24 protein-coding genes, 1 pseudogene and 1 riboswitch are annotated in these 24,668 nt (G+C 68.6%); of the genes and pseudogenes, 19 read left to right on the forward strand and 6 right to left on the reverse strand.

The features are described from left to right. Window positions 1-52: 52 nt before the first annotated feature. Complete coding sequence (gene dnaA, locus QRN67_RS23555) at window positions 53-1,432, reverse strand: chromosomal replication initiator protein DnaA (protein WP_081269782.1); 1,380 nt, start codon at window positions 1,430-1,432, stop codon at window positions 53-55. A gap of 341 nt (window positions 1,433-1,773) precedes the next feature. Here dnaA and rpmH point away from each other — a divergent pair, with 341 nt between their 5' ends. The 8 genes and pseudogenes from rpmH to QRN67_RS23595 all read left to right on the forward strand — a co-directional run bounded on the left by rpmH (window position 1,774) and on the right by QRN67_RS23595 (window position 7,463). Then, window positions 1,774-1,908 carry a 50S ribosomal protein L34 gene (gene rpmH / locus QRN67_RS23560; protein ID WP_007834827.1) on the forward strand — a complete coding sequence of 45 codons (135 nt, stop codon included), beginning with the start codon at window positions 1,774-1,776 and terminating at the stop codon, window positions 1,906-1,908. A gap of 101 nt (window positions 1,909-2,009) precedes the next feature. Next, on the forward strand, window positions 2,010-2,423 hold the full coding sequence (locus QRN67_RS23565) for a ribonuclease P protein component (RefSeq protein ID WP_285414051.1): 414 nt from the start codon (window positions 2,010-2,012) through the stop codon (window positions 2,421-2,423). Next, complete coding sequence (gene yidD, locus QRN67_RS23570; protein ID WP_106936290.1) at window positions 2,420-2,707, forward strand: membrane protein insertion efficiency factor YidD; 288 nt, start codon at window positions 2,420-2,422, stop codon at window positions 2,705-2,707. Before QRN67_RS23565 ends, yidD begins: the two co-directional genes overlap by 4 nt. Then, window positions 2,704-4,392, forward strand: a complete 1,689-nt coding sequence (gene yidC, locus QRN67_RS23575) for a membrane protein insertase YidC (protein ID WP_081269784.1) — start codon at window positions 2,704-2,706, stop codon at window positions 4,390-4,392. The genes yidD and yidC overlap by 4 nt, the downstream gene beginning before the upstream one ends. 75 nt (window positions 4,393-4,467) lie before the next feature. Further along, a complete protein-coding gene (gene mnmE, locus QRN67_RS23580; protein WP_285413829.1) occupies window positions 4,468-5,874 on the forward strand; it encodes a tRNA uridine-5-carboxymethylaminomethyl(34) synthesis GTPase MnmE in 1,407 nt (468 codons plus the stop codon). An 89-nt stretch (window positions 5,875-5,963) separates the two neighbouring features. Next, window positions 5,964-6,425 (forward strand): Crp/Fnr family transcriptional regulator, encoded by a 462-nt coding sequence (locus tag QRN67_RS23585; protein ID WP_081269786.1) that lies wholly within the window; start codon window positions 5,964-5,966, stop codon window positions 6,423-6,425. Window positions 6,426-6,524: 99 nt separating this feature from the next. Next, a pseudogene (locus QRN67_RS23590) lies at window positions 6,525-6,572 on the forward strand (hypothetical protein); the annotation flags it as partial. A 213-nt stretch (window positions 6,573-6,785) separates the two neighbouring features. After that, window positions 6,786-7,463 carry a hypothetical protein gene (locus tag QRN67_RS23595; protein WP_285414064.1) on the forward strand — a complete coding sequence of 226 codons (678 nt, stop codon included), beginning with the start codon at window positions 6,786-6,788 and terminating at the stop codon, window positions 7,461-7,463. 22 nt (window positions 7,464-7,485) lie between these two features. Here QRN67_RS23595 and QRN67_RS23600 read toward each other — a convergent pair whose 3' ends face one another. Next, window positions 7,486-9,471 carry a monovalent cation:proton antiporter family protein gene (locus QRN67_RS23600; protein ID WP_106936293.1) on the reverse strand — a complete coding sequence of 662 codons (1,986 nt, stop codon included), beginning with the start codon at window positions 9,469-9,471 and terminating at the stop codon, window positions 7,486-7,488. 90 nt (window positions 9,472-9,561) lie between these two features. Here QRN67_RS23600 and QRN67_RS23605 point away from each other — a divergent pair, with 90 nt between their 5' ends. From QRN67_RS23605 to QRN67_RS23620, 4 genes are read left to right on the forward strand one after another with little or no spacing between them, the layout of a single operon-like run. Then, complete coding sequence (locus tag QRN67_RS23605) at window positions 9,562-10,563, forward strand: KpsF/GutQ family sugar-phosphate isomerase (RefSeq protein WP_285413830.1); 1,002 nt, start codon at window positions 9,562-9,564, stop codon at window positions 10,561-10,563. Continuing rightward, window positions 10,563-11,111: a KdsC family phosphatase gene (locus QRN67_RS23610; protein ID WP_081269790.1), complete on the forward strand. Its 549-nt coding sequence runs from the start codon at window positions 10,563-10,565 to the stop codon at window positions 11,109-11,111. Before QRN67_RS23605 ends, QRN67_RS23610 begins: the two co-directional genes overlap by 1 nt. Beyond that, window positions 11,108-11,770 carry an LPS export ABC transporter periplasmic protein LptC gene (gene lptC / locus QRN67_RS23615; protein WP_172839906.1) on the forward strand — a complete coding sequence of 221 codons (663 nt, stop codon included), beginning with the start codon at window positions 11,108-11,110 and terminating at the stop codon, window positions 11,768-11,770. The genes QRN67_RS23610 and lptC overlap by 4 nt, the downstream gene beginning before the upstream one ends. Window positions 11,771-11,800: 30 nt before the next feature. Further along, window positions 11,801-12,586, forward strand: a complete 786-nt coding sequence (locus QRN67_RS23620) for an SDR family oxidoreductase (RefSeq protein WP_285413831.1) — start codon at window positions 11,801-11,803, stop codon at window positions 12,584-12,586. 83 nt (window positions 12,587-12,669) lie between these two features. Here QRN67_RS23620 and rbp read toward each other — a convergent pair whose 3' ends face one another. Then, window positions 12,670-13,209: an RNA-binding regulator gene (gene rbp, locus QRN67_RS23625; RefSeq protein ID WP_285413832.1), complete on the reverse strand. Its 540-nt coding sequence runs from the start codon at window positions 13,207-13,209 to the stop codon at window positions 12,670-12,672. Window positions 13,210-13,468: 259 nt separating this feature from the next. Next, a riboswitch (yybP-ykoY riboswitch) is annotated at window positions 13,469-13,647 on the forward strand. Between the two features lie 19 nt (window positions 13,648-13,666). On the opposite strand from rbp, the gene QRN67_RS23630 reads away from it, so the two are divergent. The 4 genes from QRN67_RS23630 to QRN67_RS23645 all read left to right on the forward strand — a co-directional run bounded on the left by QRN67_RS23630 (window position 13,667) and on the right by QRN67_RS23645 (window position 16,906). Continuing rightward, window positions 13,667-14,230, forward strand: a complete 564-nt coding sequence (locus QRN67_RS23630) for a TMEM165/GDT1 family protein (protein WP_081267861.1) — start codon at window positions 13,667-13,669, stop codon at window positions 14,228-14,230. Between the two features lie 217 nt (window positions 14,231-14,447). Next, entirely contained in the window at window positions 14,448-15,695 is a 1,248-nt protein-coding gene (gene metX / locus QRN67_RS23635) for a homoserine O-succinyltransferase MetX (protein ID WP_234382202.1), read from the forward strand. Beyond that, window positions 15,692-16,282, forward strand: a complete 591-nt coding sequence (gene metW / locus QRN67_RS23640) for a methionine biosynthesis protein MetW (RefSeq protein ID WP_081267859.1) — start codon at window positions 15,692-15,694, stop codon at window positions 16,280-16,282. The genes metX and metW overlap by 4 nt, the downstream gene beginning before the upstream one ends. Window positions 16,283-16,318: 36 nt before the next feature. Next, on the forward strand, window positions 16,319-16,906 hold the full coding sequence (locus QRN67_RS23645; RefSeq protein ID WP_285413833.1) for an IMPACT family protein: 588 nt from the start codon (window positions 16,319-16,321) through the stop codon (window positions 16,904-16,906). Here QRN67_RS23645 and QRN67_RS23650 read toward each other — a convergent pair. Next, a complete protein-coding gene (locus QRN67_RS23650; protein WP_285413834.1) occupies window positions 16,851-17,771 on the reverse strand; it encodes an ion transporter in 921 nt (306 codons plus the stop codon). The two genes, QRN67_RS23645 and QRN67_RS23650, sit on opposite strands and share 56 nt — an antisense overlap. A 112-nt stretch (window positions 17,772-17,883) precedes the next feature. Here QRN67_RS23650 and QRN67_RS23655 point away from each other — a divergent pair, with 112 nt between their 5' ends. After that, window positions 17,884-18,384 (forward strand): bactofilin family protein, encoded by a 501-nt coding sequence (locus QRN67_RS23655; protein ID WP_106936297.1) that lies wholly within the window; start codon window positions 17,884-17,886, stop codon window positions 18,382-18,384. Between the two features lie 37 nt (window positions 18,385-18,421). Here QRN67_RS23655 and QRN67_RS23660 read toward each other — a convergent pair whose 3' ends face one another. After that, window positions 18,422-19,201 carry a DUF72 domain-containing protein gene (locus QRN67_RS23660; RefSeq protein ID WP_285413835.1) on the reverse strand — a complete coding sequence of 260 codons (780 nt, stop codon included), beginning with the start codon at window positions 19,199-19,201 and terminating at the stop codon, window positions 18,422-18,424. A gap of 92 nt (window positions 19,202-19,293) precedes the next feature. On the opposite strand from QRN67_RS23660, the gene QRN67_RS23665 reads away from it, so the two are divergent. Both QRN67_RS23665 and QRN67_RS23670 read left to right on the forward strand, forming a co-directional pair. Continuing rightward, window positions 19,294-20,805: a M20 family metallopeptidase gene (locus tag QRN67_RS23665; RefSeq protein WP_106936299.1), complete on the forward strand. Its 1,512-nt coding sequence runs from the start codon at window positions 19,294-19,296 to the stop codon at window positions 20,803-20,805. Beyond that, on the forward strand, window positions 20,802-21,659 hold the full coding sequence (locus QRN67_RS23670) for an alpha/beta hydrolase (protein WP_285413836.1): 858 nt from the start codon (window positions 20,802-20,804) through the stop codon (window positions 21,657-21,659). The genes QRN67_RS23665 and QRN67_RS23670 overlap by 4 nt, the downstream gene beginning before the upstream one ends. Here the strand turns inward: QRN67_RS23670 and QRN67_RS23675 are convergent. Further along, on the reverse strand, window positions 21,631-24,480 hold the full coding sequence (locus QRN67_RS23675; RefSeq protein WP_285413837.1) for a DUF4132 domain-containing protein: 2,850 nt from the start codon (window positions 24,478-24,480) through the stop codon (window positions 21,631-21,633). The genes QRN67_RS23670 and QRN67_RS23675 overlap by 29 nt on opposite strands. Window positions 24,481-24,668 lie beyond the last annotated feature (188 nt).

A 24,668-nucleotide genomic window follows, 5' to 3' on the forward strand; every position in this document is an offset into this window, starting at 1 on the left:
GTAAGACGCCATTCTCCGCTGTCGCGATGGGCATCCTGGGTGACATCCGGCTTCAGCCCTTGAGCGTCTGCTCGAGCACGTGGAGCTGCTGGTTGAGTTCGGTGAGCTGCTGGCGCTCGCCCGAAATCTTGCGCACCGCGTGCAGCACCGTCGTGTGATCGCGCCCGCCGAACAGCTCGCCGATTTCCGGCAGGCTCTTCTGCGTGAGCTCCTTGGCCAGGTACATCGCGATCTGCCGTGGCCGCGCGATGCTGGCCGGGCGCTTCTTGCTGTACATGTCGGCGACCTTGATCTTGTAGTAGTCGGCCACCGTCTTCTGGATATTCTCGACGGAGATCTGCCGATTCTGGATCGACAGCAAGTCACGCAGCGCCTCGCGCGCCAGGGCGATCGAGATCTCCTTCTGGTTGAAGCGCGAATAGGCCAGGATCTTGCGCAGCGCGCCTTCGAGCTCGCGCACGTTGGAGCGCACGTTCTTGGCGACGAAGAAGGCCACTTCTTCCGGCATTTCGGCCGATTCGGCGCGCGCCTTGTTGATCAGGATGGCCACGCGCATTTCGAGCTCGGGCGGCTCGATGGCCACCGTGAGACCGGAGTCGAAGCGCGAAACCAGGCGCTCGTGGATGTCGGCCAGCCCCTTCGGATAGGTGTCGCTGGTCATCACGATGTGCGACTTCTTGGCGAGCAGGGCCTCGAACGCGTTGAAGAATTCTTCCTGCGTGCGGTCCTTGTTGGCGAAGAACTGCACATCGTCGATCAGCAGCAGGTCGAGCGAGTGGTAGCGCTCCTTGAACTCATCGAAAGTCTTGCGCTGATAGGCTTTGACCACATCCGAGACGAATTGCTCGGCGTGGATGTAGAGAACTTTGGAATCCGGCCGGTCTGCCAGCAGCCGGTTACCCACAGCGTGCATCAGGTGGGTCTTGCCCAGGCCGACGCCGCCATAGATGAAGAGCGGGTTGTAGAGATGGCCGGGCATGCCCGCCACGTGCATGGCCGCGGCGCGCGCCATGCGGTTGGCCGTGCCTTCGACGAGGGTGTCGAAGGTGAGGCCCGAATTGAGGCGGTTCTTGAAGCCGGCGGCGGCGGGCTCCTCGCCCGGGCCGGCCACGTCGCGCGGCACGTCGGTTTCGGTCATGACCGCCACGGGCGCAGAGCGCACGGGCGTTTCTCTGGGAGCAAGCGCTAACTCGATGGCAACTGGCTGGCCGTACATCTTCTCGGCCATGGCCGCGATCTTGCCGGCGTACTGGGCCCGGATCCAGTCCAGCTTGAACCGGTTGGCGACGAACACGGTCATGCGCGACAGGTCGTCGGCAACCTGTGCCGTCAGGGGCTTGATCCAGGTGTTGAACTGCTGCTCGGACAGCTCCTGCGCGAGCTGGTCGACGCAGGCCTGCCAGAGGCTTTCGCCGATGCCGTCAGTCGACATGGGCGGGGGAAAAAGTGATGGAACCCTCGGGCATTTCTTGGTATAGGTATTGTGGATATTCTCTGCTGGAAGGCGCCTGGCATTCTAACTTGTCAAAACCTTATCCACACGCTGACCCGGATGCCGAAAGGCCCGCAAATCCAGTCGAAGATTGTTCGGGCGGCCAATGTTTGCGATAATTGCGGGTTTCCCTGAAAACCTCTTTGCGTTCTTCACCGGCGCCAGGAGTAGGAGTTCAGGGGTATCCCTGGGTCATCCCAATACGCTCCCCCGGCGCCCCGCTGGCTTCTCGTGCTTTTTCAGGCAGAGAGTCCGCGCGAACAGGGAATTAGGAAATCATCATGAAACGCACTTATCAAGCTTCCAAAGTCCGCCGCGCCCGTACCCACGGCTTCCTGGTCCGCATGAAGACCCGCGGCGGCCGTGCCGTCATCAACGCACGCCGCGCCAAGGGCCGCAAGCGCCTGGCCGTCTGACGGCAGCACACCTGCCGTTGCCAGCAGCCGACACGTCAGCGCCAGCTCTCGCGGCCGGTGCGTCCGGCCAGACCGGTAACGACGTGCGCGGCCAGGCTTCCATGCAGCGGCTCAAGACCCGCGCGCAATTCCAGGCCGTCCTCGCAGGTGCCACCGTGGCGCGCACTGCTCATTTCGCATTGCATCGCTGTGCGCTCGATTCCGCATCGGGCGTACAGCCGTTGTTCGCGTCCGACGACGTCTGGCTGGGCGCCATGGTGCCCAAGCGCTGGGCGCGCCGCGCGGTCACGCGCAACGCCATCAAGCGCCAGATCTACGCCGTGAGCACCGCTCAGGGCGTTGCCTTGCCACGTGCCGCGCACGTGGTGCGTCTGCGCGCGGGCTTCGACCGCAAGGAATTCGTGAGCGCCACTTCGGACAAGCTCAAGGCCGCCGTTCGCGCCGAGCTCCAGCAGCTGCTGGCGCGCGCCGCGCGCGCGCCTTCGCCTTCCTCGCCAGCCCCATCCTCATCATGAAACGCCTGCTGATCGGCTTCGTGAAGGCCTACCGACTGCTGCTGAGCCCCTGGCTCGGCCAGTCGTGCCGCTTCACGCCGACCTGCTCGGTGTATTCGATCGAGGCGCTCGAGGTGCACGGCGCGCTCAAGGGCAGCTACCTGACTCTGCACCGCATCGCGCGATGCCAGCCCTGGTGCCAGGGCGGGCACGATCCGGTTCCACCGAAATCACAGCGTCGCACTGACAAGTCAGGATCGCTGTTTTCGTCTCTTCTCTCCTCCGACAAGAAGTCTTCGTCATGAACGATATCCGCCGCACGATACTGTGGGTGATTTTTGGGTTCTCGCTGGTGCTGCTGTGGGACCAATGGCAGGTCTTCAACGGCAACAAGCCGACCTTCCTGCCGTCCAGCAAGCCGGCCGCCACCGCCCCGGCCGCCGGCACGACGCCCGCCGCCACCAATGGCGTGCCCTCCGCGTCCGCCGCCCCTGGCAGCGCAGGTGCCGTGCCGACGTCGGCCACGCCGGCCGCGCCGCGCGAGAAGGTCAACGTCACCACCGACCTGTTCAAGGCCACGATCGACAGCGAAGGCGCCACGGTCAACTACCTCGAGCTGCTGAAGTACGACGAGGCCGACCGCACCAAGCACGTCGTGCTGTTCGAAGACGGCTCGCCCGCCACGCGCTACGTCGCGCAGACCGGCCTGGTGAACCCGGTGGCCGGCGACGCCTTCCCCAACCACCTGACGCAGATGACGCCGAAGGCCGGCCCGCGCGAGATGGCCGACGGCCAGAACACGCTCGAGGTCAGCTTCGAAAGCGCCCCCGTCGGCGGCCTGAAGTACGTCAAGACCTACGTGTTCCACCGCGGCGACTACGCCATCGGCGTGCGCCACGAAGTGGTCAACGTGAGCGACCAGCCGCGCGATGCACTGCTCTACATGCAGCTGCTGCGCCACGGCACCGTGGCCGCCGGCACCATGTTCGGCACCAACACCTTCACCGGTCCGGCCGCGTACACCAACGAGAAGAAGTTCCACAAGCTCGACTTCAAGGACATCGCCAAGGGCAAGATCGAACCGCCGCCGCCGGCCAACGACGGCTGGATCGCGATGGTGCAGCACTACTTCGCTTCGGCCTGGCTGCTCAAGGGCGACCCGGCCAGCGAACAACTGCGCCGCGAATTCCGCGTGAGGGACCTGGGCGACAACCTGTTCACCGTGTCGATGGTGGCCACGCTGCCGAAGATCGCCCCGGGCGCCACGCAGGTCGTGAACAGCGTGCTGTTCGCCGGCCCCGAAGAAGAAAAGAAGCTCGAAAGCATCGCTCCCGGCCTGGACCTGGTGAAGGACTACGGCATCTTCGCGATCATCTCGAAGCCGCTGTACTGGCTGCTCACCCAGCTGCACGGCATCCTGGGCAACTGGGGCTGGTCGATCGTGGCGCTGGTGGTGCTGCTGAAGGCGGCCTTCTACTGGCTCAACGCCAAGGCGTACGCCAGCATGGCCAAGATGAAGGCCATCAACCCCAAGATCATGGAAATGCGCGAGCGGCTGAAGGACAAGCCGCAAGAGATGCAGCAGGAGATGATGCGGATCTACAAGACCGAGAAGGTCAATCCGATGGGCGGCTGCTTCCCCATCGTGATCCAGATCCCGGTGTTCATCGCGCTCTACTGGGTGCTGCTGTCGTCGGTCGAAATGCGCCATGCGCCATGGATCGGCTGGATCACCGACCTGTCGGCACCCGACCCCTGGTACATCCTGCCGATCGTCATGACGGCCACCTCGCTGTTCCAGACCTGGCTCAACCCGACGCCGCCCGATCCGATGCAGGCCAAGCTGATGTGGATCATGCCGCTCGCGTTCAGCGTGATGTTCATCTTCTTCCCGGCCGGCCTGGTGCTGTACTGGATCACGAACAACGTGCTGTCGATCGCGCAGCAGTGGTTCATCAACAAGCGCCTGGGCGTGCTCGGCACCAAGTAACGGCAGCCGCACGGCAACCAAGCCATCCCACGAAGGGCCGCGTAAGCGGCCCTTTTTGCTGAAAGAATCCGAACCATGCTCGCCCGTACCACCGATCCCATCGTCGCCATCGCCACCGCCTCGGGGCGCGGGGCGGTCGGCATCGTGCGGGTGTCGGGCGCCAGGCTGGCGCCGCTGATCGATGCCATCTGCGGGCGTGCGCTCAAGCCGCGCGAGGCCACCTACCTGCCGTTTCGCGATGCCGACGGCGAGCCGGTCGACCACGGCCTGGCCATTCACTTTCCCTCGCCGAATTCCTTCACCGGGGAAGACGTGCTCGAGCTGCAGGCGCACGGCGGCGCGGTCGTGCTGCAACTGCTGCTGGCGCGCTGCCTGGAGGCGGCCGCCGAGCCCGACCCGGTCACCGGCCGCCCGCGCCTGCCCGGCCTGCGCGTGGCCGAGCCGGGCGAGTTCAGCCAGCGAGCCTTCCTCAACGGCAAGATCGACCTGGCGCAGGCCGAGGCCATTGCCGACCTGATCGACGCCAGCACCGAAGCGGCCGCGCGCAGTGCCGGGCGTTCGCTGTCGGGTGAGTTCTCGCGCGAGATCCACACGCTGCGCGATGCGCTGATCCACCTGCGCATGCTGGTCGAGGCCACTCTCGACTTTCCGGAGGAAGAGATCGATTTCCTGCAGAAGGCCGATGCGGCCGGGCAGCTGGCGAAGCTGCAGTCGCAACTGGCCGCCGTGCAGCAGCGCGCGCGCCAAGGCGCCTTGCTGCGCGAAGGCATCAAGGTCGTGATCGCGGGGCAGCCCAACGCGGGCAAGAGCTCATTGCTCAACGCACTGGCCGGCGCCGAGCTGGCCATCGTGAGCGCGGTGGCGGGCACCACGCGCGACGTGGTCTCGCAGACCATCCAGATCCACGGCGTGCCGCTGCACGTGGCGGATACGGCCGGCCTGCGCGAGAGCAGCGACGAGGTCGAGCAGATCGGCGTCGCGCGCGCCTGGGGCCAGATCGAAAGCGCGGACGCCGTGCTGTTCCTGCACGACCTGACCCGGGGCGCGTTGCCGGACTACGCGGCCGCCGACGCCGAGATCCTGGCGGGCCTGCGGCGCAAGCTGCCGGCGAGCGTGCCGGTGCTGGACGTCTGGAACAAGCAGGACGCGGCGCCTTCGGCACGGCCCGCAGAGGGCATCGCGCTGTCCGCCAAGACCGGCCTGGGCATCGAGGCCCTGCGCGAACAGCTGCTGGCCATGGCCGGCTGGCAGGCAGTTCCCGAGGGCGTGTACCTGGCGCGCGCGCGCCACGTGCAGGCGCTGGCGCAGGTCGAGGCGCACCTGGCACTGGCAGCCAGCCACCTTGCTGCGCAGGCCCAGCTGCTCGATCTGCTGGCCGAGGAACTGCGGCTGGCGCAGAACGCGCTGAACGAGATCACGGGGGAGTTCGGTGCCGATGACCTGCTGGGGGTCATCTTTTCGCGCTTCTGCATTGGCAAATAGCGACAGGCGCCGCAAAAACGTAATCACTTGTAGCCGAATCTGGCGGCCATCGCGGATACTTCGGGACCGATGCGGGGGTTGAGAAAAGCATGTCCATCCAGAATCTGAGCCGCGCCATCGCGGAGAACATGAGCACCGACGCTTTTGCGTTGACGTTCAGCGTCCAGCAATGGGAAACGCTGGCCGGCTACCTGCAGCCCATCGAGACCGCCGTCGGCGACGTGCTGATCGAGCAGGGAACGCCGGACCGCTCGGTGTTCTTCATCGAGAGCGGCGCCATCAGCGTGCACCGCGTCAGCAGCAAGGAGCAGATGCGGCTCGCCGTGCTCACGCCGGGGTCCGTGGTGGGCGAAGGCTCGTTCTTCTCGCGCCTGCCGCACTCCGCCAACGTGGTGGTCACCGGCGCGGGCCGCGTTTGGCGGCTCAACGCGATCCGCTTCGCCGAGATGTCGAACCGCCAGCCCAACCTGGCGCTGGAAATCGCGATGGCGCTGGGCGCGGTGATCGCCAAGCGCATGGCGCACCGCTCCAAGCGCGTCGCCGTGACCTGAGGCCCCGGCGGCCTCTTCGCCAGACTTCCCTTCCAGATGCGGGCGTGCCCGCCAACAGCCCTTTTCGTTCCGGTTCCCGAGAGTAGTCAGTAGTACGCCATGGCCTTGATCTGTCCGGTCTGCAGCACGGAAAACCGTGACGGCGCGAATTTCTGCCGGAGCTGCGGTGCCACGCTGTCCGGCAAGGCCGCGAGGATTCCCCCGCCGCCGAGCCCGGAGCGCGAGTGGGCGACCACCGCTCCCGCCCAGCTGCGCGCACCGACCATACCCGCGCCGCTCTCCGATCCGCGCGAGGCCGAGCCCGGGCGTTCGTTCTTTGGAAGATCGCCCACCCCGCCACCGTCGGACGACCAGGAGACGGTGGTCATGGTCTACGACGACCCCCCACCACCGCCGCCCGCGCCATCGTCGGGCTTCGAGACAGCTCGGCCGGAAAAGGCCGAGCGCAAGCGCACCCGGGTCAAGGTCCGGCGGCCGGTCGAGCGGCCGCCCCGCAAGCGGGTCATCCTGCTGTGGCTCGGGCTGCTGGCGGTGGCGGTACTGATGATGGTCGCGGGCTGGTACGGCTATGGAACCAGCAAGGCGCCCGCGGCGGTCACCGATCCCGGACCGGCGGCATCGGCACCGCCCGTCGAGCCCGCGACGCCTCCAGCCGAGCCGGCACCACCCACGGCGCAGGCGCCGGCCGCGCCGCAGCCTCCGGCGGCCGAGGCACCTCCCGTCGCCGAAGCCGCACCGCCTGCGGCAAGCACCAGGCCCGCCGCCCGGCCACGCAAGCAGGCGACCGTTGCAGCGCCCGCGCCCGGCGCCGCTGAGACTCCGGCACCCGCCGTCGCGGCAGCCCCGCCGCCACCGGCACCCGCCCCTCCCGCCCCCGAGCCCCTGGCCCAGTGCGGCGACCGCAACTTCATCGCGCGGGCGCAGTGCATGGCCGCGCAGTGCCTCAAGGCCGAGTACAAGGCCCATTCGCAATGCGAGGCGGTGCGCCGCCAGCAGCGCATCGACGAAGAAAAACGCAACCCGACGCTGATCAACTGAGCTGAGCGGCCCCGCGGCCGCCTCAGCCCTTCTGCAGCCGCTCGATCGCCACGGCCAGCGCGGTCGGCTTGCCGGACAGCACCAGCGTGTCGCCGTCGGTCAGCACCGTGTCGCCGGCCGGCGTGCGCGGCTGGCCGTCATGGCGGCGAACGCTCGCGACGCGCACGCCCAGCGTCGGCAGCGCCAGCTGCTCCAGCGTCTGGCCGACGGCGCGGGCGCCGGCGTTCAGGGTGAAGCTGTTGAGCCGTTCGTGGTCGACCTCGTCGGCCTTGTCGTCGTCGGCGCCGTGGAAGTAGCCGCGCAGCAGGTTGTAGCGCGCATCGCGCTGGTCCTGCACCACGCGGATCACGCGCCGCATCGGCACGCCGACCAGCGCCAGCGCATGGCTGGCGAGCATCAGCGAACCCTCGATGGCTTCGGGCACCACCTCGGTGGCGCCGGCGGCCTGCAGCTTCTCGAGGTCGTGGTCGTCCTGCGTGCGCACGATCACCGGCACGTGGGCGGCGTGGGCGCGCGTGTTGGCCAGCACCTTCATGGCGCCCGGCACGTCGAGGTAGGTGACCACCACCGCGCTGGCGCGTGCCAGGCCGGCGGCCATCAGCGCCTGCAGCCGCGCCGCGTCGCCGAACACCACCGAGTCGCCGGCGGCGGCGGCCTGGCGCACGCGGTCGGGGTCGAGGTCGAGCGCCATGTACGGGATGCCTTCGCGCTCCAGGATGCGCGCCAGGTTCTGGCCGCAGCGCCCGTAGCCGCAGATGATCACGTGCTGCGCCGTGTTGATGGTCTTGCGCGCGATGCTCGTCATCTGCAGCGACTGCTGCAGCCAGTCGCTGGCCACCAGCTTCCGCACGATGGCGTTGCTGTACATGATGATGAAAGGCGTCGCCAGCATCGACAGCACCATCGACGCCAGCACCGGATTGGCCAGCCACGACGGCAGCAGGCTGCGCTCCTGCGCCAGCGTCAGCAGCACGAAGCCGAATTCGCCGGCCTGCGCGAGGTAAAGGCCGGTGCGCAGCGACACGCCCGAGGTGGCCCCGAGCACCCTTGCCAGCACCGTCACCAGCCCGAGCTTGAATCCCAGCGGCACCAGCAGCAGCACGCCCACCAGCATCCAGCGCTCGACCACGATGTGCCAGTCGAGCGACATGCCCACGGTAATGAAGAACAGACCCAGCAGCACGTCGTGGAAGGGGCGGATGTCGGTCTCGACCTGGTGCTTGTATTCGGTTTCCGACACCAGCATGCCCGCGATGAAAGCGCCCAGCGCCAGGCTCAGGCCGGCCAGCTCGGTGAGCCAGGCGAGCCCCAGCGTCACCAGCAGCACGTTCAGGATGAACAGCTCCTCGCTGCGCCGCCGCGCCACCAGCGTGAGCCACCAGCGCATGACGCGCGGGCCTCCGTAGAGCAGCACGCCGATCAGGAAGGTGGCCTTCAGCAGCGCGAGGCCGAGCGCCTTGGCCAGGGCCTCGGGCGGCGCGCCCAGCGCGGGGATCAGCACCAGCAGCGGCACCACCGCCAGATCCTGGAACAGCAGCACGCCCATCACGCGCTTGCCGTGTTCGCTCTCGAGCTCCAGCCGCTCGGCCATCAGCTTGACGACGATGGCGGTGCTGCTCATGGTGAGCGCGCCCGACAGCGCCAGCGCGGTCTGCCAGCCGAGCTGCCATGACGGCGGCAGCAGCCGCGCGATCAGCAGCGCGCCGGCCGTGGCGATGGCCATCGTCAGCAGCACCTGCAGCAGGCCGAGCCCGAACACGTGCTTTCGCATGGCGCGCAGCTTGGGCAGGCTGAATTCCAGCCCGATCACGAACATCAGGAACACGACGCCGAATTCGCCCAGGTGCCGGATGCCCTCGGAGTTCTGCGCCAGCGCGAAAGCATGCGGGCCGATCAGCACGCCGGCCGACAGGTAGCCCAGCATCGGGGGCAGCTTCAGGGAGCGGCAGGCCACCACGCCGATTACCGCGGCAAGCAGGTACAACAGCGTGAGATCGAACGAAGACATAGGCGCCGATGCTAGAGCAATGTCCGTGCCCCGGGCTTCGCCGGGGCGTGCACGTATATCCCCGGATTGGCCGCCCCGTAAAATCTGCCGATGAGCTCCCGTCCCGTCCCGGCCCCCGTGGTCGACCCCGAAGCGATCCTCTCCCGGGCACGCATCACTTTCGACATCGAAGCCGAAGCCGTCTCCGGCCTGAAGGCCCGCGTCGGGCCGAGCTTCGTCGACGCCGTGCGCAAGATCCTCGAAGTGCGCGGCCGCGTGGTCGTCATGGGCATGGGCAAGAGCGGCCACGTCGGCCGCAAGATCGCCGCCACCCTCGCCTCCACCGGCACGCCCGCGATGTTCGTGCACCCGGCCGAGGCCAGCCACGGCGACCTCGGCATGATCAAGTCGGTCGACCTGGTGCTGGCCATCTCCAACAGCGGCGAAGTCGACGAACTGACCGTCATCCTGCCGGTCGTCAAGCGCCAGGGCGTGCCCCTGATCGCCATGACCGGCCGGCCCGAGTCCACGCTTGCGCGCCATGCCGACATCGTGATCGACGCCGGCGTCTCCAAGGAAGCCTGTCCGCTCAATCTCGCCCCCACCGCGAGCACCACCGCCCAGATGGCGATGGGCGACGCGCTGGCCGTGGCGCTGCTCGACGCGCGCGGCTTCGGCTCCGAAGACTTCGCGCGCTCGCATCCGGGCGGCGCGCTCGGGCGCAAGCTGCTCACCCACGTGAGCGACGTCATGCGCTCCGGCGACGAGGTGCCGCGCGTGCCGCCGTCGGCCACCATCAGCGAGCTGATGCGCGCGATGAGCATCAAGGGCTTCGGCGCCGCCGCGGTGGTCGAGTCCGACGGCCGGGCCTCGGGCATCTTTACCGACGGCGACCTGCGCCGCCTGATCGAAGCCGGCGCCGACCTGCGCAGCCCCAAGGCGGCCGAGGTGATGCACCACAACCCGCGCACCATCCGCGTCGACGCGCTGGCCGTGGAAGCCGCCGAGCTCATGGAGCAATGCGGCATCACCCGGCTGTTCGTGATCGACGGCGCGGGCGTGGTCGTGGGTGCGATCAACACCAACGACCTGATGCGCGCGAAGGTCATCTGATGGCGCTCGAGTTCCAGGCCGAGACCCTGCTCGCCGCGCAGGACGTGCGCATCGTTTTCTTCGACATCGACGGCGTCCTGACCGACGGCGGCGTGTACTTCACCGAGCACGGCGAAACGCTCAAGCGCTTCAGCATCCTCGACGGCTACGGCCTGAAGCTGCTGCGCAAGGCGGGCATCGTGCCCGCGGTGATCACCGGGCGCGATTCCAAGCCGCTGCGCGTGCGGCTCGAGGCCCTGGGCATCGAGCATGTGCGCTACGGCACCGAAGACAAGCTGCCCGCCGCGCAGGCCATGCTCGGCCAGCTGGGCTTCACGTGGGCACAGGCCGCGGCCATCGGCGACGACTGGCCCGACCTGCCGGTGCTCACGCGCGTGGGTTTCGCGGCGGCGCCGGCCAATGCGCATGCCGAGGTGCGCGGCATTGCCCGCTACGTCACCAAGGCGCGCGGCGGCGAAGGCGCGGCGCGCGAGTTCTGCGACCTGCTTCTCACGGCCTGCGGCCAGTACCGCGCCATGCTCGACGCTGCCCGGGGCCCGAACACATGAACAACGTGAAAAGCGCATGGGGCCTGGTGCGCGGTGTCCTCGACCGCGCCACCATCTACCTGCCGATCATCCTGACGGCGGCCGTCGCGCTCGGCACCTACTGGCTGGTGCGCAATGCGCCCAAGCTGCTGGAGCCCACCGCCAAGGCCGCGCCCACGCATGAACCCGACTACTTCATGCGCGACTTCGTCATCAAGAACTTCCTGCCGAACGGCGACCTGCGCAGCGAGCTGTACGGCGCCGAAGGCCGGCACTACCCCGATACCGACACCATCGAGGTCGACAAGGTGCGCATGCGCTCCATCTCGCCCGAGGGGCTGGTGACGCGCTCCACCGCCAACCGCGGGCTGTCGAATTCGGACGGCAGCGAGCTGCAGCTGTTCGGCAACGCCATCGTCATCCGCGACCCGTCGGTGGGTCCTGACGGCAAGCCCACGCCGCGCCTGGAGTTCCGCGGCGAGTTCCTGCACGCCTTCGTCGACACCGAGCGTGTCACGTCGAACCAGCCGGTCACGCTGATCCGCGACAAGGACCAGTTCACGGGCGACACGCTCGACTACGACAACTTGAGCGGCGTCGCCAACCTCAAGGGCCGGGTGCGCGGCGTGCTGATTCCGTCGGCGGCCGCTGCCGCTCCCGCGCCTGCCAAGAAGCGCTGACAACAAGAAGACCGCGAAAGAAGATCACGCATGACCACCTCGGCCCCGCTCGTCTTCATCACTGGCGCGTCGAGCGGTATCGGCCAGGCCCTGGCCGCGAGCTTCCACGACGCGGGCTACAGGCTGGCGCTGGTGGCCCGGCGCACGGCGGAGATCGAGGCCTGGGCAAAGTCGCGCGGGCTGGGCGCGGACCGCTACCGGGTCTACAAGGCCGACGTGGCGCAGACCGACAGCATCGTGGCCGCCGGCAATGAATGCATCGCGCAGCAGGGACTGCCCGACGTGGTGATCGCCAACGCGGGCATCAGCATCGGCATCGACACTGCGGAACGCGCCGACCTCGACGTGCTTTCGCAGACCTTCGCCACCAACAACGTCGGGCTGGCGGCGACCTTCCATCCGTTCGTGCGGGCGATGGTGCAGCGCGGCAGCGGGCGGCTGGTCGGCATCGGCAGCGTTGCATCCATCCGCGGCCTGCCCGGCCACGGGGCCTACTGCGCAAGCAAGGCCGGCGTGGTCGCGTACTGCGAGAGCCTGCGCGGCGAACTGCACAACAGCGGCGTGAAGGTGGTCACCCTCTGCCCCGGCTACATCGACACGCCGCTGACGCAGGGCAACCGCTACGGGATGCCCTTCCTCATGAAGGCCGAAGACTTTGCCGCCCAGGCGCTGCGTGCCATTGAGTCGGGCACGAGCTACCGCGTGATTCCGTGGCAGATGGGCGTGGTCGCCAAGATCATGCGCATGCTGCCGAATGCCGTGCTCGACCGCGCGGTACAGGGGCGCGGCCGCAAGAAGCGAAGCGGCGAGGCCTGAACCGGCGCGAGGAAAAGCGGGCGGCCAAAGAAAAAGGCTCCGGAAGGAGCCTTTTGTCTTTTCTGTGCGTCGAGGTGCAGGACTCAGTAGCCGCTGTTGCCGCCGCCGTAGCCACCGCCACCACCGCTGCGACCACCGCCGCCACCGCCACGGGGGCCGGCGCCGTAGGGGCTGCGGAAACCGCCGTCGCCACCACCGCCGCCGCCGCCACTGCGGCCACCGCCGCCGTAGCCGCCGCCACCGCCGGAGCGGCCACCGCCGCCACCACCACCGTAGCCGCCACCACCGCCGCCGCCGTAGCCACCGCCACCACCGCCGCCATAACCACCACCGCCGCCGCCGTAGCCGCCGCCACCGCTACGGGGGGGGCGTGCTTCCATGGGACGTGCTTCGTTGACGACGACGCTGCGGCCGCCCAGGGGCTGGCCGTTCATGCCGTTGATGGCGGCCTGTGCTTCCGCGTCACTGCCCATCTCGACGAAGCCGAAGCCCTTCGAGCGGCCGGTGTCGCGCTCCATCATGACCTTGGCGCTGGTCACTGCGCCGAACTGGCCGAAGGCCTGTTCGAGATCACCGTCGCGCACCGAGTAAGGCAGGTTGCCGACGTACAGTTTGTTGCCCATCAAGGGACTCCTATAAACACATCAAGAAAAGCGATGGAGTCCCGAAAGCATCACTCAAACGAGAGCGTCGAGTCGCGCGAAACTGACCGATCACCGAACTGCCTCCCCACCAAAATGAAGTGGGAGGCTCGTGCATTATGGGTGAAATATCCGAAAAGCAAGCAGGAATTTGCTTCTTGAGGTAGCGCCTGTGAAAACAATCAAAAGCTAGCGCCCGCTTACAAGATCGGGTCAGGCCCTTGGCGCTACAGGTAGAATCTCGCCCGTCATTGGGGAGTAGCCGCCTTCCGATCTGCGAGAGGGGCCCGCGTCAACAGACTTGTCCTGCCCCACAGGACATGGCGCGTGCAGTGAGAAAACACCTGGCGAGACCTTTGACCGTGCAACTTCGGGAATATGGCCGAAGGTGTTGCACGGTCAATTGCGTCCTTCGGCCAAGAAACCCCACGTTCAAAAAATGGAAGCTTTTCTCGTTGCGACCGGCGTCGTTGCGCTCGCCGAAATGGGCGACAAGACCCAACTCCTGGCCCTCCTGCTCGCAGCCCGTTTCAGGAAGCCCTGGCCGATCGTCCTCGGCATCTTCGCCGCCACCATCATCAATCACGCCCTGGCGGGTGCCGTGGGCAACTACATCACGCGCTGGCTCGGACCCGAGGTGCTGCGCTGGATTCTCGGCGGCTCGTTCATCGCGATGGCGGTGTGGATGCTGATTCCCGACAAGCTCGACGAAGACGATGCCCCGGGCGTGTCCAAGTTCGGCGTCTTCGGCACCACCGTGATCGCGTTCTTCCTCGCCGAGATGGGCGACAAGACCCAGATCGCCACCGTCATGCTGGCCGCCCGCTTCACGCAGGACTACTTCTGGGTGGTCGCGGGTACCACGCTGGGCATGATGCTGGCCAACGCGCCGGTGGTGTGGCTGGGCGACAAGATCGTTCGCCGCGTGCCGATCAAGCTCGTGCACGGCATCTCGGCCGCGATCTTCCTGGTGCTGGGCGTGATCATGATCATCGGCTGGTAAGAAAGCAGAGCCCCTTCCAGAAACACCGCGGAACCGGCTTCGCCGGGCCGCAGGTGTTGCCCCGAAGGGGGTTGGCGAAGCGACACGCAGTGCGCGCAGCCTGGGGGATATACTCGCGCTGCGCCGATTTGCTTCAGCTTGCGGGCGCTTTATAAATCCAGCTAAAGACAGGCGCGGCAGACCCGGCTCGTTTTTGGCGAGGCCGGGTTTTTCATTCATGTCGTCGTCACCTCCCTTGGTCGTCACTTCGCAGTCGATGCAGTTCGCGGGCCCGCTGGCCCTGCGCAGCGGCGCATCGATCAGCGACTACACGCTCGCCTACGAAACCTACGGCACCCTGAACGCCGATCGCAGCAACGCGGTGCTGGTGTGCCATGCGCTCAATGCCTCGCACCATGTGGCGGGCGTCTACCAGGGCCAGGCCCGTTCCGAAGGCTGGTGGGACAACATGGTGGGCCCGGGCAAGCCGGTGGACACCGACCGCTTCTTCGTGATCGGCGTCAACAACCTCGGCTCCTGCTTCGGCTCGACCGGCCCGATGCACGTCAACCCCGCCACCGGCCGCGTCTACGGCGCCGACTTCCCGGTGGTCACGGTCGAGGACTGGGTCGACGCGCAGGCCGCGCTGCTCGACGCGCTCGGCATCGAGACGCTCGCCGCCGTCATGGGCGGCAGCCTCGGCGGCATGCAGGCGCTGTCGTGGACCTTGCAGTACCCCGGTCGCGTGCGCCACGCCGTGGTGGTGGCCAGCGCGCCCAACCTCACGGCCGAGAACATCGCCTTCAACGAGGTTGCGCGCCGCGCCATCGTCACCGACCCCGACTTCCACGGCGGCCACTTCTACGAACACGGCGTGGTGCCCAAGCGCGGCCTGCGCATCGCTCGGATGATCGGCCACATCACCTACCTCAGCGACGACGTGATGAACGCGAAGTTCGGCCGCATCCTGCGCAGCGCCGTCGAAGGCGAGGCCGCGGGGCTCGACTACCGCTACTCCACGCAGGACGTCGAGTTCCAGATCGAAAGCTACCTGCGCTACCAGGGCGACAAGTTCAGCGAGTACTTCGACGCCAACACCTACCTGCTCATCACCCGCGCGCTCGACTACTTCGACCCCGCGCGCAGCCACGGCGGCAAGCTCAGTACCGCGTTCGCCAACGCCACGGCCAAGTTCCTGCTCGTGAGCTTCAAGACCGACTGGCGCTTCTCGCCCGCGCGCAGCCGCGAACTCGTGAAGGCGCTGCTCGACAACCGCCGCAACGTGAGCTATGCCGAGATCGACGCGCCGCACGGCCACGACGCCTTCCTGCTCGACGACGTGCGCTACATGGGCGTGGTGCGCTCGTACTTCGAGCGCGTCGCCAAGGAGACGAGCGCCGCCGGGCCGCCCCAAGGCGCGGGCCCCCTGAAGGGGGTTGGCGCAGCACGCGAAGCGGCAAGCCTGGGGGGGAGTACCACTGCATGAGCGACCTCGAACATCAACGACTGATCGCGCAATTGGTGCCCCAGGGCTCGCGCGTGCTCGACCTCGGCTGCGGCGACGGCGCCCTGCTCGACCTGTTGCAGCGCGAGCGCGGCTGCACCGGCTACGGCGTGGAAATTGCCGACGGCAACGTGCTGCAGTGCGTGCGCCGCGGCGTCGACGTGATCCAGCTCAACCTCGACGAAGGCCTGTCGATGTTCGACGACGCCTCCTTCGACGTGGTGCTGCAGATCGACACGCTGCAGCACCTGCGCAATGCCGAGGTGATGCTGCGCGAGACCGCGCGCGTGGGGCGCATCGGCATTGTCGCCTTCCCCAACTTCGCGCACTGGCCCAACCGCCTGAGCGTGGCGCGCGGCCGCATGCCGGTGACGCGCCGCCTGCCCTACCAGTGGTACGACACGCCCAACATCCGCGTCGGCACCTTCAAGGACTTCGAGGTGCTGGCCGGCAAGAACAACCTGCGCGTGCTCGACGCCTTCGGCCTGCAGGACGGCCGCGACGTGCGCTGGCTGCCCAACGCGCGCGCCGGCACCGCGGTCTTCAAGTTCGAGCGCGGCGGCGGCTGAGCCCCTGATGCCCGTGACGGACGTGGACCGCAACGCATGAGCTTCACGCTGGCGCAGCCGGTTCACAGCGAACTGCTCATCAAGAAAAGCCGCTTCATCGGCTGCGTGCAGCCGGTGGCCGACCGCGCGGCCGCACTGGACGTGGTCGCGTCATTGCGCGCCGAACATCCCGCTGCCGCGCATGTGTGCTGGGCCTTGATGGCCGGCGGCCAGTCGGCCGCGAACGACGACGGCGAGCCCGGCGGCACCGCGGGACGGCCGATGCTGGAGGTGCTGCGCCACCAGCAGGTCGAAGGCGCGCTGGCAACCGTGGTGCGCTACTTCGGCGGCGTGAAGCTCGGTGCCGGCGGTCTCGTGCGGGCCTATACCGACGCGGTGGCGCAGGCCCTGCTCGGCGCCACGCTCGTGCCGCTGCTGCGCCAGCGCAGCCTGCGATGCATCGTGCCCTATGCACTCGAAGGGCTGGTGCGGCGCGAACTCGCCTCGGCCGGCGCGGTGCTCGAGAGCGTGCAGCACGGCGACGACGTGCGCTTCGCCTTCACGCTCCCCGAGCCCGACGCCGATGCGTTCATCGCCCGCCTCGGCGATGCTGCGCAAGGGCGCGTCGCCTGGCCGACGGAGTAACCCGCTTCGCCGGCACCGCGGGCACGGATTCCGGCGCCGTCATCGCAAGAACACCGCGCTGCGCCACCGGCACGGGCACGGCTTCGTCGTTCGGCCCGCGCCGCGCCATCTCGGCCGTCACGATGCCCGTGGGCACCGCCAGCACGCCCCAGCCCAGCAGCATCATCACCGAGGCGATCGCGCGGCCCAGGTCGGTCTTGGGCACGAGGTCGCCGAAGCCCACGGTGGCCATCGTCGAGATGGCCCAGTAGATGGCCACAGGGATGCTCGTGAAGCCGTGCTGGGGCCCTTCGACCACGTACATCAGCGTGCCCATCACCAGCACCACCAGCATCACGAAGCCCACGAACACCGTGATCTTGCGCCGGCTCGAAGCCACGGCCGTCACCAGCGCGCGGTACTCCACCGAGTAGCGCGACAGCTTGAAGATGCGGAACACGCGCAGGAGGCGCAGGATGCGCACGTCGATCAGGTAGGCCAGCTCGGGCGCCAGGGCCACCAGGAAGGTCGGCAGCAGCGCCAGCAGGTCGACCACGCCGTAGAAGCTCAGCGCATAGCGCAGCGGCTTGTTCACGCAGCACAGCCGCGCGATGTACTCCAGCGTGAACAGGATGGTGAACACCCATTCGAGCGCGTTGAACAGCGGGCGCCAGTGCTCGCGGATCGACTGCACGCTGTCCAGAATGACCACCAGCACGCTGGTGACGATGACCGCGATCAGCGCAAGGTCGAACCACAGCCCCGCGCGCGTGTCGGCCTCGAAGATCACCGTGAACAGCGTGCGCCGCCAGCCGTGCGAGGGCTTGTCGAACCGCAAGTCGGTGGCGGTGGGCGTGGAGAGGGCTTCTAGAGTCGGGCGGGTCATGAGGGCATTGTCGTGTCGCGGACGACTTATTCAGTTACGCTTCTTGCGCAATGAAGTGCCGCATGCCGTGAGTGCGTTCTTACGATAGTCCCCTTTCTTGAGGAGCTCCCCATTGGCTACACAGTCCCCCTTCTTCGGCAAGCGTGACCGAGACAACGATTCGCTGACTTCCCGCCCCGCTCCGCTCGTCGGCGCAGCCACCAACCTCTCCGGTTCCCCTGTGAATCCCTCGTCGCTGACCGCGCAGCAAGGCGGCCTCAATGCAGCGGCGGCCCCCGTCGCCAAGGAAGGCGGAAGCAAGCTCACCGTCGGCCCCAACATCAAGCTCAAGGGCGTCGAGATCACCGATTGCGACACGCTCGTGGTCGAAGGCCTGGTGGAAGCCACCATGGATTCGCGCCTGATGCAGATCGCCGAACAGGGCGAGTTCAAGGGCTCGGCCGAAATAGACATCGCCGAAATCCGCGGCGTGTTCGACGGCAACCTCACCGTGCGCGAGAAGCTCGTCATCCACTCCACCGGCAAGGTCACCGGCAAGATCCGCTACGGCAAGATCGTGATCGAAGAAGGCGGCCAGCTGTCGGGCGAGATCAGCTTCGGCGCCAAGGGCTGACGCAGTCTCTGGTTCATCCCGCGCCGCCCGGCTTCATTCAGGCCGCCGGCGGCTCCCATCCCAGGCGCTCCAGCAGGGCACCGGCCGCGGCCGGTGCCCTTTCCTTCGCGCCGTTGATGAAGTAGACGAACACGTTGCGCTTCTTCGGTGACACGGCCCAGCCCTGCGCGCGCTCGGCCCAGGTGTCCAGCGCCTTCGGCGCATAGCCGGCCTTGAGCTTGGCGTTGGCCATCATGAGCCGCGCATAGGCGAAGTCGCCCTCGGGCTCCTCGAACGACGGAAACTTCTCGGCGTCGGTGAACACCGTCGAGACCTTGTGCTTCTTCGCGAGCGCCTTGTACGCGGGCACCATGAAGCTCTCGTGGCGCACGTCCATCACGTGGCGCAGCACGCGGCTGCCTTCCTTCTTCGGCAGCAGCGAGAGGAAGGCCTCGAAGTCTTCCGCGTCGAACTGCTTGGTCGGCATGAACTGCCAGACGATCGGCCCGAGCTTGTCGCCCAGCTCGGCCACGCCGCTGTCGATGAAGCGCTTGATCGAGTCGCCCGCGCCGGACAGCAGCTTGCGGTTGGTCGCGAACCGCGAGGCCTTGAGCGAGAACATGAAGTCGGCCGGCGTGTCGTCGTGCCACTTGCGGAAGGTCTCGGGCTTGAAGGTGCTGTAGTAGGTGCCGTTGATCTCGATGGCGCTGACCCTGCGGCTCGCGTAGTTCAACTCCTTCGCGTGCGCGAGGCCCTTGGGGTAGAAGTTGTCGCGCCAGGGTTCGTAGGTCCAGCCGCCGATACCCACCCTGATCCGAGTCGATGCTGACTTGCTCACATGGCCTCCGGTTTTGAGATCGCCCGCACTCTACGCGCGCTCGCCTCAAGGCGCAAAATGCATCTTTTCGTCCACCCGCGGAGAACCCACCGATGAACGCCCCCCTGCACCGCGAAATGCCCGCCGGCACGCTCGACGCCGAACGTGCCCTGTCCGACGTCACCGCCCGATGGGACGGCGACATCGTCCGCCAACTCACCGACTACATCGCCATCCCCGCCAAGTCGCCCGGCTTCGACAAGGACTGGTCGGCCAACGGCTACCTCGAGACCGTGCTGCGCAACGCGGCCGCCTGGGTCGAGGCGCAGAAGGTCGAGGGCCTGAAGCTGGAGATCGTGCGGCTCGAGGGCCGCACCCCGGTGCTGTTCTTCGAAGTCCCGGCCACGGGCACCGACATGGACGAGACCGTGCTCATGTACGGCCACCTCGACAAGCAGCCCGAGTTCACCGGCTGGCGCAACGACCTCGGCCCCTGGACGCCCAAGTACGAGAACGGCCTGCTCTACGGCCGCGGCGGCGCCGACGACGGCTATGCGGTGTACGCCAGCATCGCCGCGCTGCAGGCGCTCAAGGCCCAGGGCGCGGCGCATCCGCGCATCGTCGGCCTGATCGAGACCTGCGAGGAAAGCGGCTCCTACGACCTGCTGCCCTACGTCGACGCGCTGCGTCCGCGCCTGGGCAACGTCGAACTGGTGATCTGCCTCGATTCGGGCGCCGGCAACTACGACCAGCTCTGGCTCACCACCTCGCTGCGCGGCATGGCCAGCGGCACGCTCAAGGTCGAGGTGCTGACCGAAGGCATCCACTCGGGCGATGCCTCGGGCCTCGTGCCCTCGAGCTTCCGCATCATGCGGCAGGTGCTCGACCGCCTCGAGGACAGCGCCACCGGCCGCCTGCTGCCCGCGAGCTTCCACTGCGAAGTGCCGCCCGACCGGCTGGCGCAGGCCAAGGCCACCGCCGCCATCCTCGGCGACGAGGTCTACAAGCGCTTCCCGTGGGCGCACTACGACTGCGGCGGCTCGACCATGTTCGCGCTGCCCACCACCACCGACCCGGTCGAGGCCCTGCTCAACCGCACCTGGAAGCCCACGCTGTCGGTCACCGGCGCCGAAGGCTTTCCGGCGCTGAAGGACGCGGGCAACGTGCTGCGCCCCTACACCGCCTTCAAGCTCTCGCTGCGCCTGCCGCCGCTGGTGGATGCGGCCGAGACGGTGCAGACGCTCAAGGCGCTGCTCGAGGACAACGCGCCCTACCAGGCCCGCGTGACCTTCGAGAGCGGCGGCGGCGCCACCGGCTGGAACGCACCGACCATCACGCCGTGGTTCGAGGATGCGCTCAACAAGGCCTCGCGCGCGCACTTCGGCGCGTCGTGCGGCTACATCGGCCAGGGCGGCACCATTCCGCTGATGAACATGCTCAGCGCCGGCTTCCCGAAGGCGCAGATGATGGTCTGCGGCGTGCTCGGCCCCAAGAGCAACGCGCACGGCCCGAACGAGTTCCTGCACGTGCCGTACGCGAAGAAGCTCACGGCCGCCGTGGCCGAGGTGATCGCGGCGCTGCCGGCTGCGCACCGCGCCGCCGCATCGGAGCCGGTGGCGGCTTGAACGACCCCGCGCTGCCTCTGCCGCAGCGCGTGTCGCTGTCCACGCCGGACGGCGAGACGCTCGCCCTGCGCCGCCTGCCGGCGCCCGGGCCGGCGCGCGCCGTGATCGTCGTGGTCCACGGGCTCGGCGAGCATGCGGGCCGCTACCATGCGCTGGCGGAATGCCTGCACGAATGGGGCTTCGCGGTGTGGGCGCACGACCACCACGGGCACGGTGAATCGACCGGTGCGCGCGGCGGCCTGCCGAGCGAACTGCGGCTGGTCGACGACCTCGCGCTGGTGGTCGACGATGCGCGCCGACTGAACCCCGGGCTGCCGCTGGTGCTGCTGGGGCACAGCCTGGGCGGGCTGGTCGCGGCGAGCCTGGTGGCGCGCGGGGTGCGGCCGGTCGACGGGCTGGTGCTGTCATCGCCGGGGCTCGACCCCGGCCTGAGCGGCTTCCAGAAGGCGCTGCTCGCGGTGCTGCCGCGCATTGCGCCGAACCTGCGCGTGGGCAACGGCCTGGACGACAACTATCTCTCGCACGACACGGCCGTGGTGCAGGCCTACCGCGACGATCCGCTCACGCACGACCGCATCGGCAGCCGGCTCGCGCGCTTCCTGGCGTACGAGGGCGCGACGGTGCAGCAGCGCGCCGCCAACTGGCCCGTGCCCACGTTGCTGCTCTACGCGGGCGACGACCGCCTCGTGAGGCCGTCGGCCAGCCGGGCCTTCGCCGCGGCCGCGGCGGGCGGCAAGGTCGAGGCGCATTGCTTCGACACGCTGTACCACGAGATCTTCAACGAGATCGAAGCCGAGCCGGTCTTCGCGGCCCTGCAGCGCTGGCTCAACCAGCGATTTCCGCCGCGGGCCTGACGGCACGTTGCAGGTCGCGCTCGACCTCGCTGAAATCGACCGGCGACAAGTCGCCCAGCATGCTGCCGTCGGCGCCGTCGAGCGCCACGGACTGCACGGTCTGCAGTTCGGCGCTGTCGGGGCTGTCCTGCACGAACCAGCCGACGGCCAGCCGCAGGCGGATGCGGCGCCCGCCGGGCACGGGCTTGCCGAAGCTGCCGACCATGCCGCCTTCGCCCACCTCGCGCATCCAGCCGCGCTGTTCCAGGCCCAGCAGCGCACCGTTCGACACCTGGCGGCCGGCCCAGTGCGGGATGTCGCGGCGCGCGCGCAGCGATTCGTCGCGCGCGAAGGTCTGGCGCGCCAGTTGCTCGAAGGGCTGCGCGATGCCGTGGCCGGCCAGCACACCGGCCCAGGCGGCGGCCAGCGCCGGGTCGAGCCCCGCGATCTCCAGCGGATGCGGGATGCCGATGCGTGCGTTGTCGGCCAGCATGACCGGGGCGCCGTGCAGATCTGTGAACTCGCCCTCGGCGCCGACGCGGAAGGTGCCGGCCAGCCGGTTCGACGCATCGAACATGCCCCACACCAGCGACCGGCTGAAGACGCGCAGCACCGGGTGGTTGGCGAAGAAGGGCAGGAATTCGGCGGGCGCCCAGCGGCGCCGCGCGCACATGGCGGCTTCGAGGCGCCGCAGCTGCGCGGCGGCCACCGCCTTGGCGAGCTTGCGCAGGTCTTTCAGCTGATTGGCCGCGGCCTGGGCCTTGCCCGCGTCGTCGTTCGCGCCGGGCTTGGGCAGGGTCTTGAGCATCTTGCCGGCGCGGTTGTGCACCACCGGCTCGAAGTCGTGGTCCATGCGTATCTCGAAGCTGCGCGGGCCGAAGTCGAGCGTGAGCCGCGCGCGGCTGTCCAGGCCCAAGTCGGGCACGGTGCGGTCGGCCAGCTGGTCGAGGCTCAGGCCGCGCTGCTCGGCGACCTCGCCCAGCATGCGGTCGGCGCGGGTGCGCAGGTCGTCGTGGCGGGTCTGGCGCGAGAGTTCGGCCAGGTGCATTAGGGCGGCGTCGCTGCCGATCTCGCCGAGCATCGCCATCGCGTCGTAGGCGCGCACGCGGTCGAGCGCGGCACGCCACTGGCGCAGCAGGCCGTAGAGCTGGCGCGCGGTCTCGCCGTCGCCCAGGCGGCCCTGCAGCGCGAACATCCAGCGCTCCTTGGCGGGCCGGCCGTTGCCGATCCACCAGGCCAGCAGCGCACGGCCGAAGCGTGCGAGCGAGTCGGGCGTGAGCGCCTCCAGCAGGCCGGCCAGCCCCGGATAGGGCATGTCGGGCTTGCCGAGCATCATCGCCATCAGCACGTCGGGGACGGCGGCCTGCGGCAGCGCCTGGCCGCCCTGCCGGAGGATCAGCCGGGGCAGCGCGGCCAGCGGCAGGGTCTTCGGCAGCACGGGCAGGCTGTCGGGCAGCAGGTCTTCGGGGGCGATGGCCAGCAGCTGCTCCACGGCGTCGGCGGCCTCGGGGCCATAGGCGGCGGCCTGGTCGCGCACCGCGTCGGCATGGCCGGCGCCGTGCAGCCAGCGCAGCGCGGCCTGCGCGGCTTCATGCGCGGCGCCGGGCTCGCCCAGCGCGACGGGCACGAGGCCGCGCGCGGCCGCATCCGGGTAGCGGGCCAGCCACTCGCCCGCCTCTTGGCGGACCCAGCGGTTGGTGTGGAAGCCCCTGGCGATCCAGCCCGCGAGCGGGTCCCACTCGACGACGGCGGCCAGCTCGAACATCGCGCGCGAGCCCTGCTTGAGCACGCGCTGCAGCCCGGGCAGCGCGGCGGCGCCGAACGCATGCAGGATGGGGCGCACGCGCGAGACGTCGTCCATGTAGTGGGTGGGCGCCGGCCCGTGTGTGAACACCGCGACGGCGAGCGGCTGCGGCAGCAGCCAGAGGTATTCGGCGGCGCCCCAGCGCGCGTCGGGCAGCGGGCCGAAGTCTTCCGGCCCGACCGCCCTGCCGTTCGCCAGGACGTCGTCGATCAGCTCGGGGCGCAGGCCCAGCATCCACAGAGCCTTGTGCGCGTTTCCGCCTTCGCGCACATGCGCCGGCGCGTCGGGCTGGTGGCGGGTGAACTCGCCTGCCCATTCGTCGGCGCGCTCGCGCGAGACGCGGACCTCGCGCGCCAGCCAGCCGGACACGTCGCCCGTGGCCTGCAGGTACTGCGGCGGCTGCAGGTTCTGCCAGTGCAGCGACGCGGCCGGCGGCAGGGGCTGCAGCGCCAGGACGGGAATGACGGGCAGCGCCTGCCGGTTCTTCCAGGGCGGGCGCTTGAGCAACGCGGGCCAGGCAGCCGGCGGCGCTTCGGCCACGCCGCCGGAGCCGTCTTCCTGCAGGCGCGCGAGCGTGTCGCGCTGGCTTTCGTCGCAGGCGGCTTCGAGCGGGGCTTGCCAGTCGGGGTTGGCGGCCAGCAGTTCCAGGATCAGCGCGGCACCGGCCTGGTGGCGCGCGGGGTTCGCCGACAGCAGCTCGCGCAGCACGAACAGCGGCCAGCGCGCCGCTTGCTTGACGAGCGCGTTCTTGCAGTCGATCTGCTTGACCTGCGCCACGAAGAAGCGGACCACGGCCTCGTCCTGGATGGCCAGCAGGTCGGCCACTTCTTCCTTGTGCGGAGACGGCTCGAAAAACAGCTCGGCCGCGCCTGCGCCGTGCATCTCCAGCATGCGCAGCCGGGCCGCGCGCGGCGGATAGAAGCTGGAACGGTGGCGGCGGAAGAAGTCGAGGCTGTCGGCCAGGCTGCGCTCATCGGACAGCAGGCCGCCGCAATGGCCGCATGGCCGGTCGTTGAACTGCGCAAGCGCCTCGCGCATGCTCTTGGACCACCGGACGGTGCCATCGGGCCGCGCTTGCCAACCCTCTACCTTCGATTTGCCACCGCCCGCCATGCCGTCTTACCTCGAATTGATGCGAGCGGCATTGTCGGCCAAGGGCGCTGGAGCAGAAAAAGGTCGAAAAAAAGCGCCCTTGCGGGCGCCGAGTCCGGAGACGGCAGTCTCTC

The organism is Variovorax sp. efr-133-TYG-130 (assembly GCF_030208835.1).
Lineage (GTDB): Bacteria > Pseudomonadota > Gammaproteobacteria > Burkholderiales > Burkholderiaceae_C > Variovorax.

Bases quoted from the DNA above. Each gene is read 5' to 3' on its own strand.
- rpmH (WP_007834827.1), top strand. From the start codon at position 1,774: ATGAAACGCACTTATCAAGCTTCCAAAGTCCGCCGCGCCCGTACCCAC.
- QRN67_RS23610 (WP_081269790.1), top strand. From the start codon at position 10,563: ATGGCGCTCGAGTTCCAGGCCGAGACCCTGCTCGCCGCGCAGGACGTG.
- QRN67_RS23565 (WP_285414051.1), top strand. From the start codon at position 2,010: ATGCAGCGGCTCAAGACCCGCGCGCAATTCCAGGCCGTCCTCGCAGGT.
- yidD (WP_106936290.1), top strand. From the start codon at position 2,420: ATGAAACGCCTGCTGATCGGCTTCGTGAAGGCCTACCGACTGCTGCTG.
- QRN67_RS23645 (WP_285413833.1), top strand. From the start codon at position 16,319: ATGAGCTTCACGCTGGCGCAGCCGGTTCACAGCGAACTGCTCATCAAG.
- QRN67_RS23585 (WP_081269786.1), top strand. From the start codon at position 5,964: ATGTCCATCCAGAATCTGAGCCGCGCCATCGCGGAGAACATGAGCACC.
- yidC (WP_081269784.1), top strand. From the start codon at position 2,704: ATGAACGATATCCGCCGCACGATACTGTGGGTGATTTTTGGGTTCTCG.
- lptC (WP_172839906.1), top strand. From the start codon at position 11,108: ATGAACAACGTGAAAAGCGCATGGGGCCTGGTGCGCGGTGTCCTCGAC.
- mnmE (WP_285413829.1), top strand. From the start codon at position 4,468: ATGCTCGCCCGTACCACCGATCCCATCGTCGCCATCGCCACCGCCTCG.
- QRN67_RS23600 (WP_106936293.1), bottom strand. From the start codon at position 9,471: ATGTCTTCGTTCGATCTCACGCTGTTGTACCTGCTTGCCGCGGTAATC.
- metX (WP_234382202.1), top strand. From the start codon at position 14,448: ATGTCGTCGTCACCTCCCTTGGTCGTCACTTCGCAGTCGATGCAGTTC.
- dnaA (WP_081269782.1), bottom strand. From the start codon at position 1,432: ATGTCGACTGACGGCATCGGCGAAAGCCTCTGGCAGGCCTGCGTCGAC.
- rbp (WP_285413832.1), bottom strand. From the start codon at position 13,209: ATGGGCAACAAACTGTACGTCGGCAACCTGCCTTACTCGGTGCGCGAC.
- QRN67_RS23675 (WP_285413837.1), bottom strand. From the start codon at position 24,480: ATGCGCGAGGCGCTTGCGCAGTTCAACGACCGGCCATGCGGCCATTGC.
- QRN67_RS23605 (WP_285413830.1), top strand. From the start codon at position 9,562: ATGAGCTCCCGTCCCGTCCCGGCCCCCGTGGTCGACCCCGAAGCGATC.
- metW (WP_081267859.1), top strand. From the start codon at position 15,692: ATGAGCGACCTCGAACATCAACGACTGATCGCGCAATTGGTGCCCCAG.
- QRN67_RS23620 (WP_285413831.1), top strand. From the start codon at position 11,801: ATGACCACCTCGGCCCCGCTCGTCTTCATCACTGGCGCGTCGAGCGGT.
- QRN67_RS23665 (WP_106936299.1), top strand. From the start codon at position 19,294: ATGAACGCCCCCCTGCACCGCGAAATGCCCGCCGGCACGCTCGACGCC.
- QRN67_RS23630 (WP_081267861.1), top strand. From the start codon at position 13,667: ATGGAAGCTTTTCTCGTTGCGACCGGCGTCGTTGCGCTCGCCGAAATG.
- QRN67_RS23650 (WP_285413834.1), bottom strand. From the start codon at position 17,771: ATGACCCGCCCGACTCTAGAAGCCCTCTCCACGCCCACCGCCACCGAC.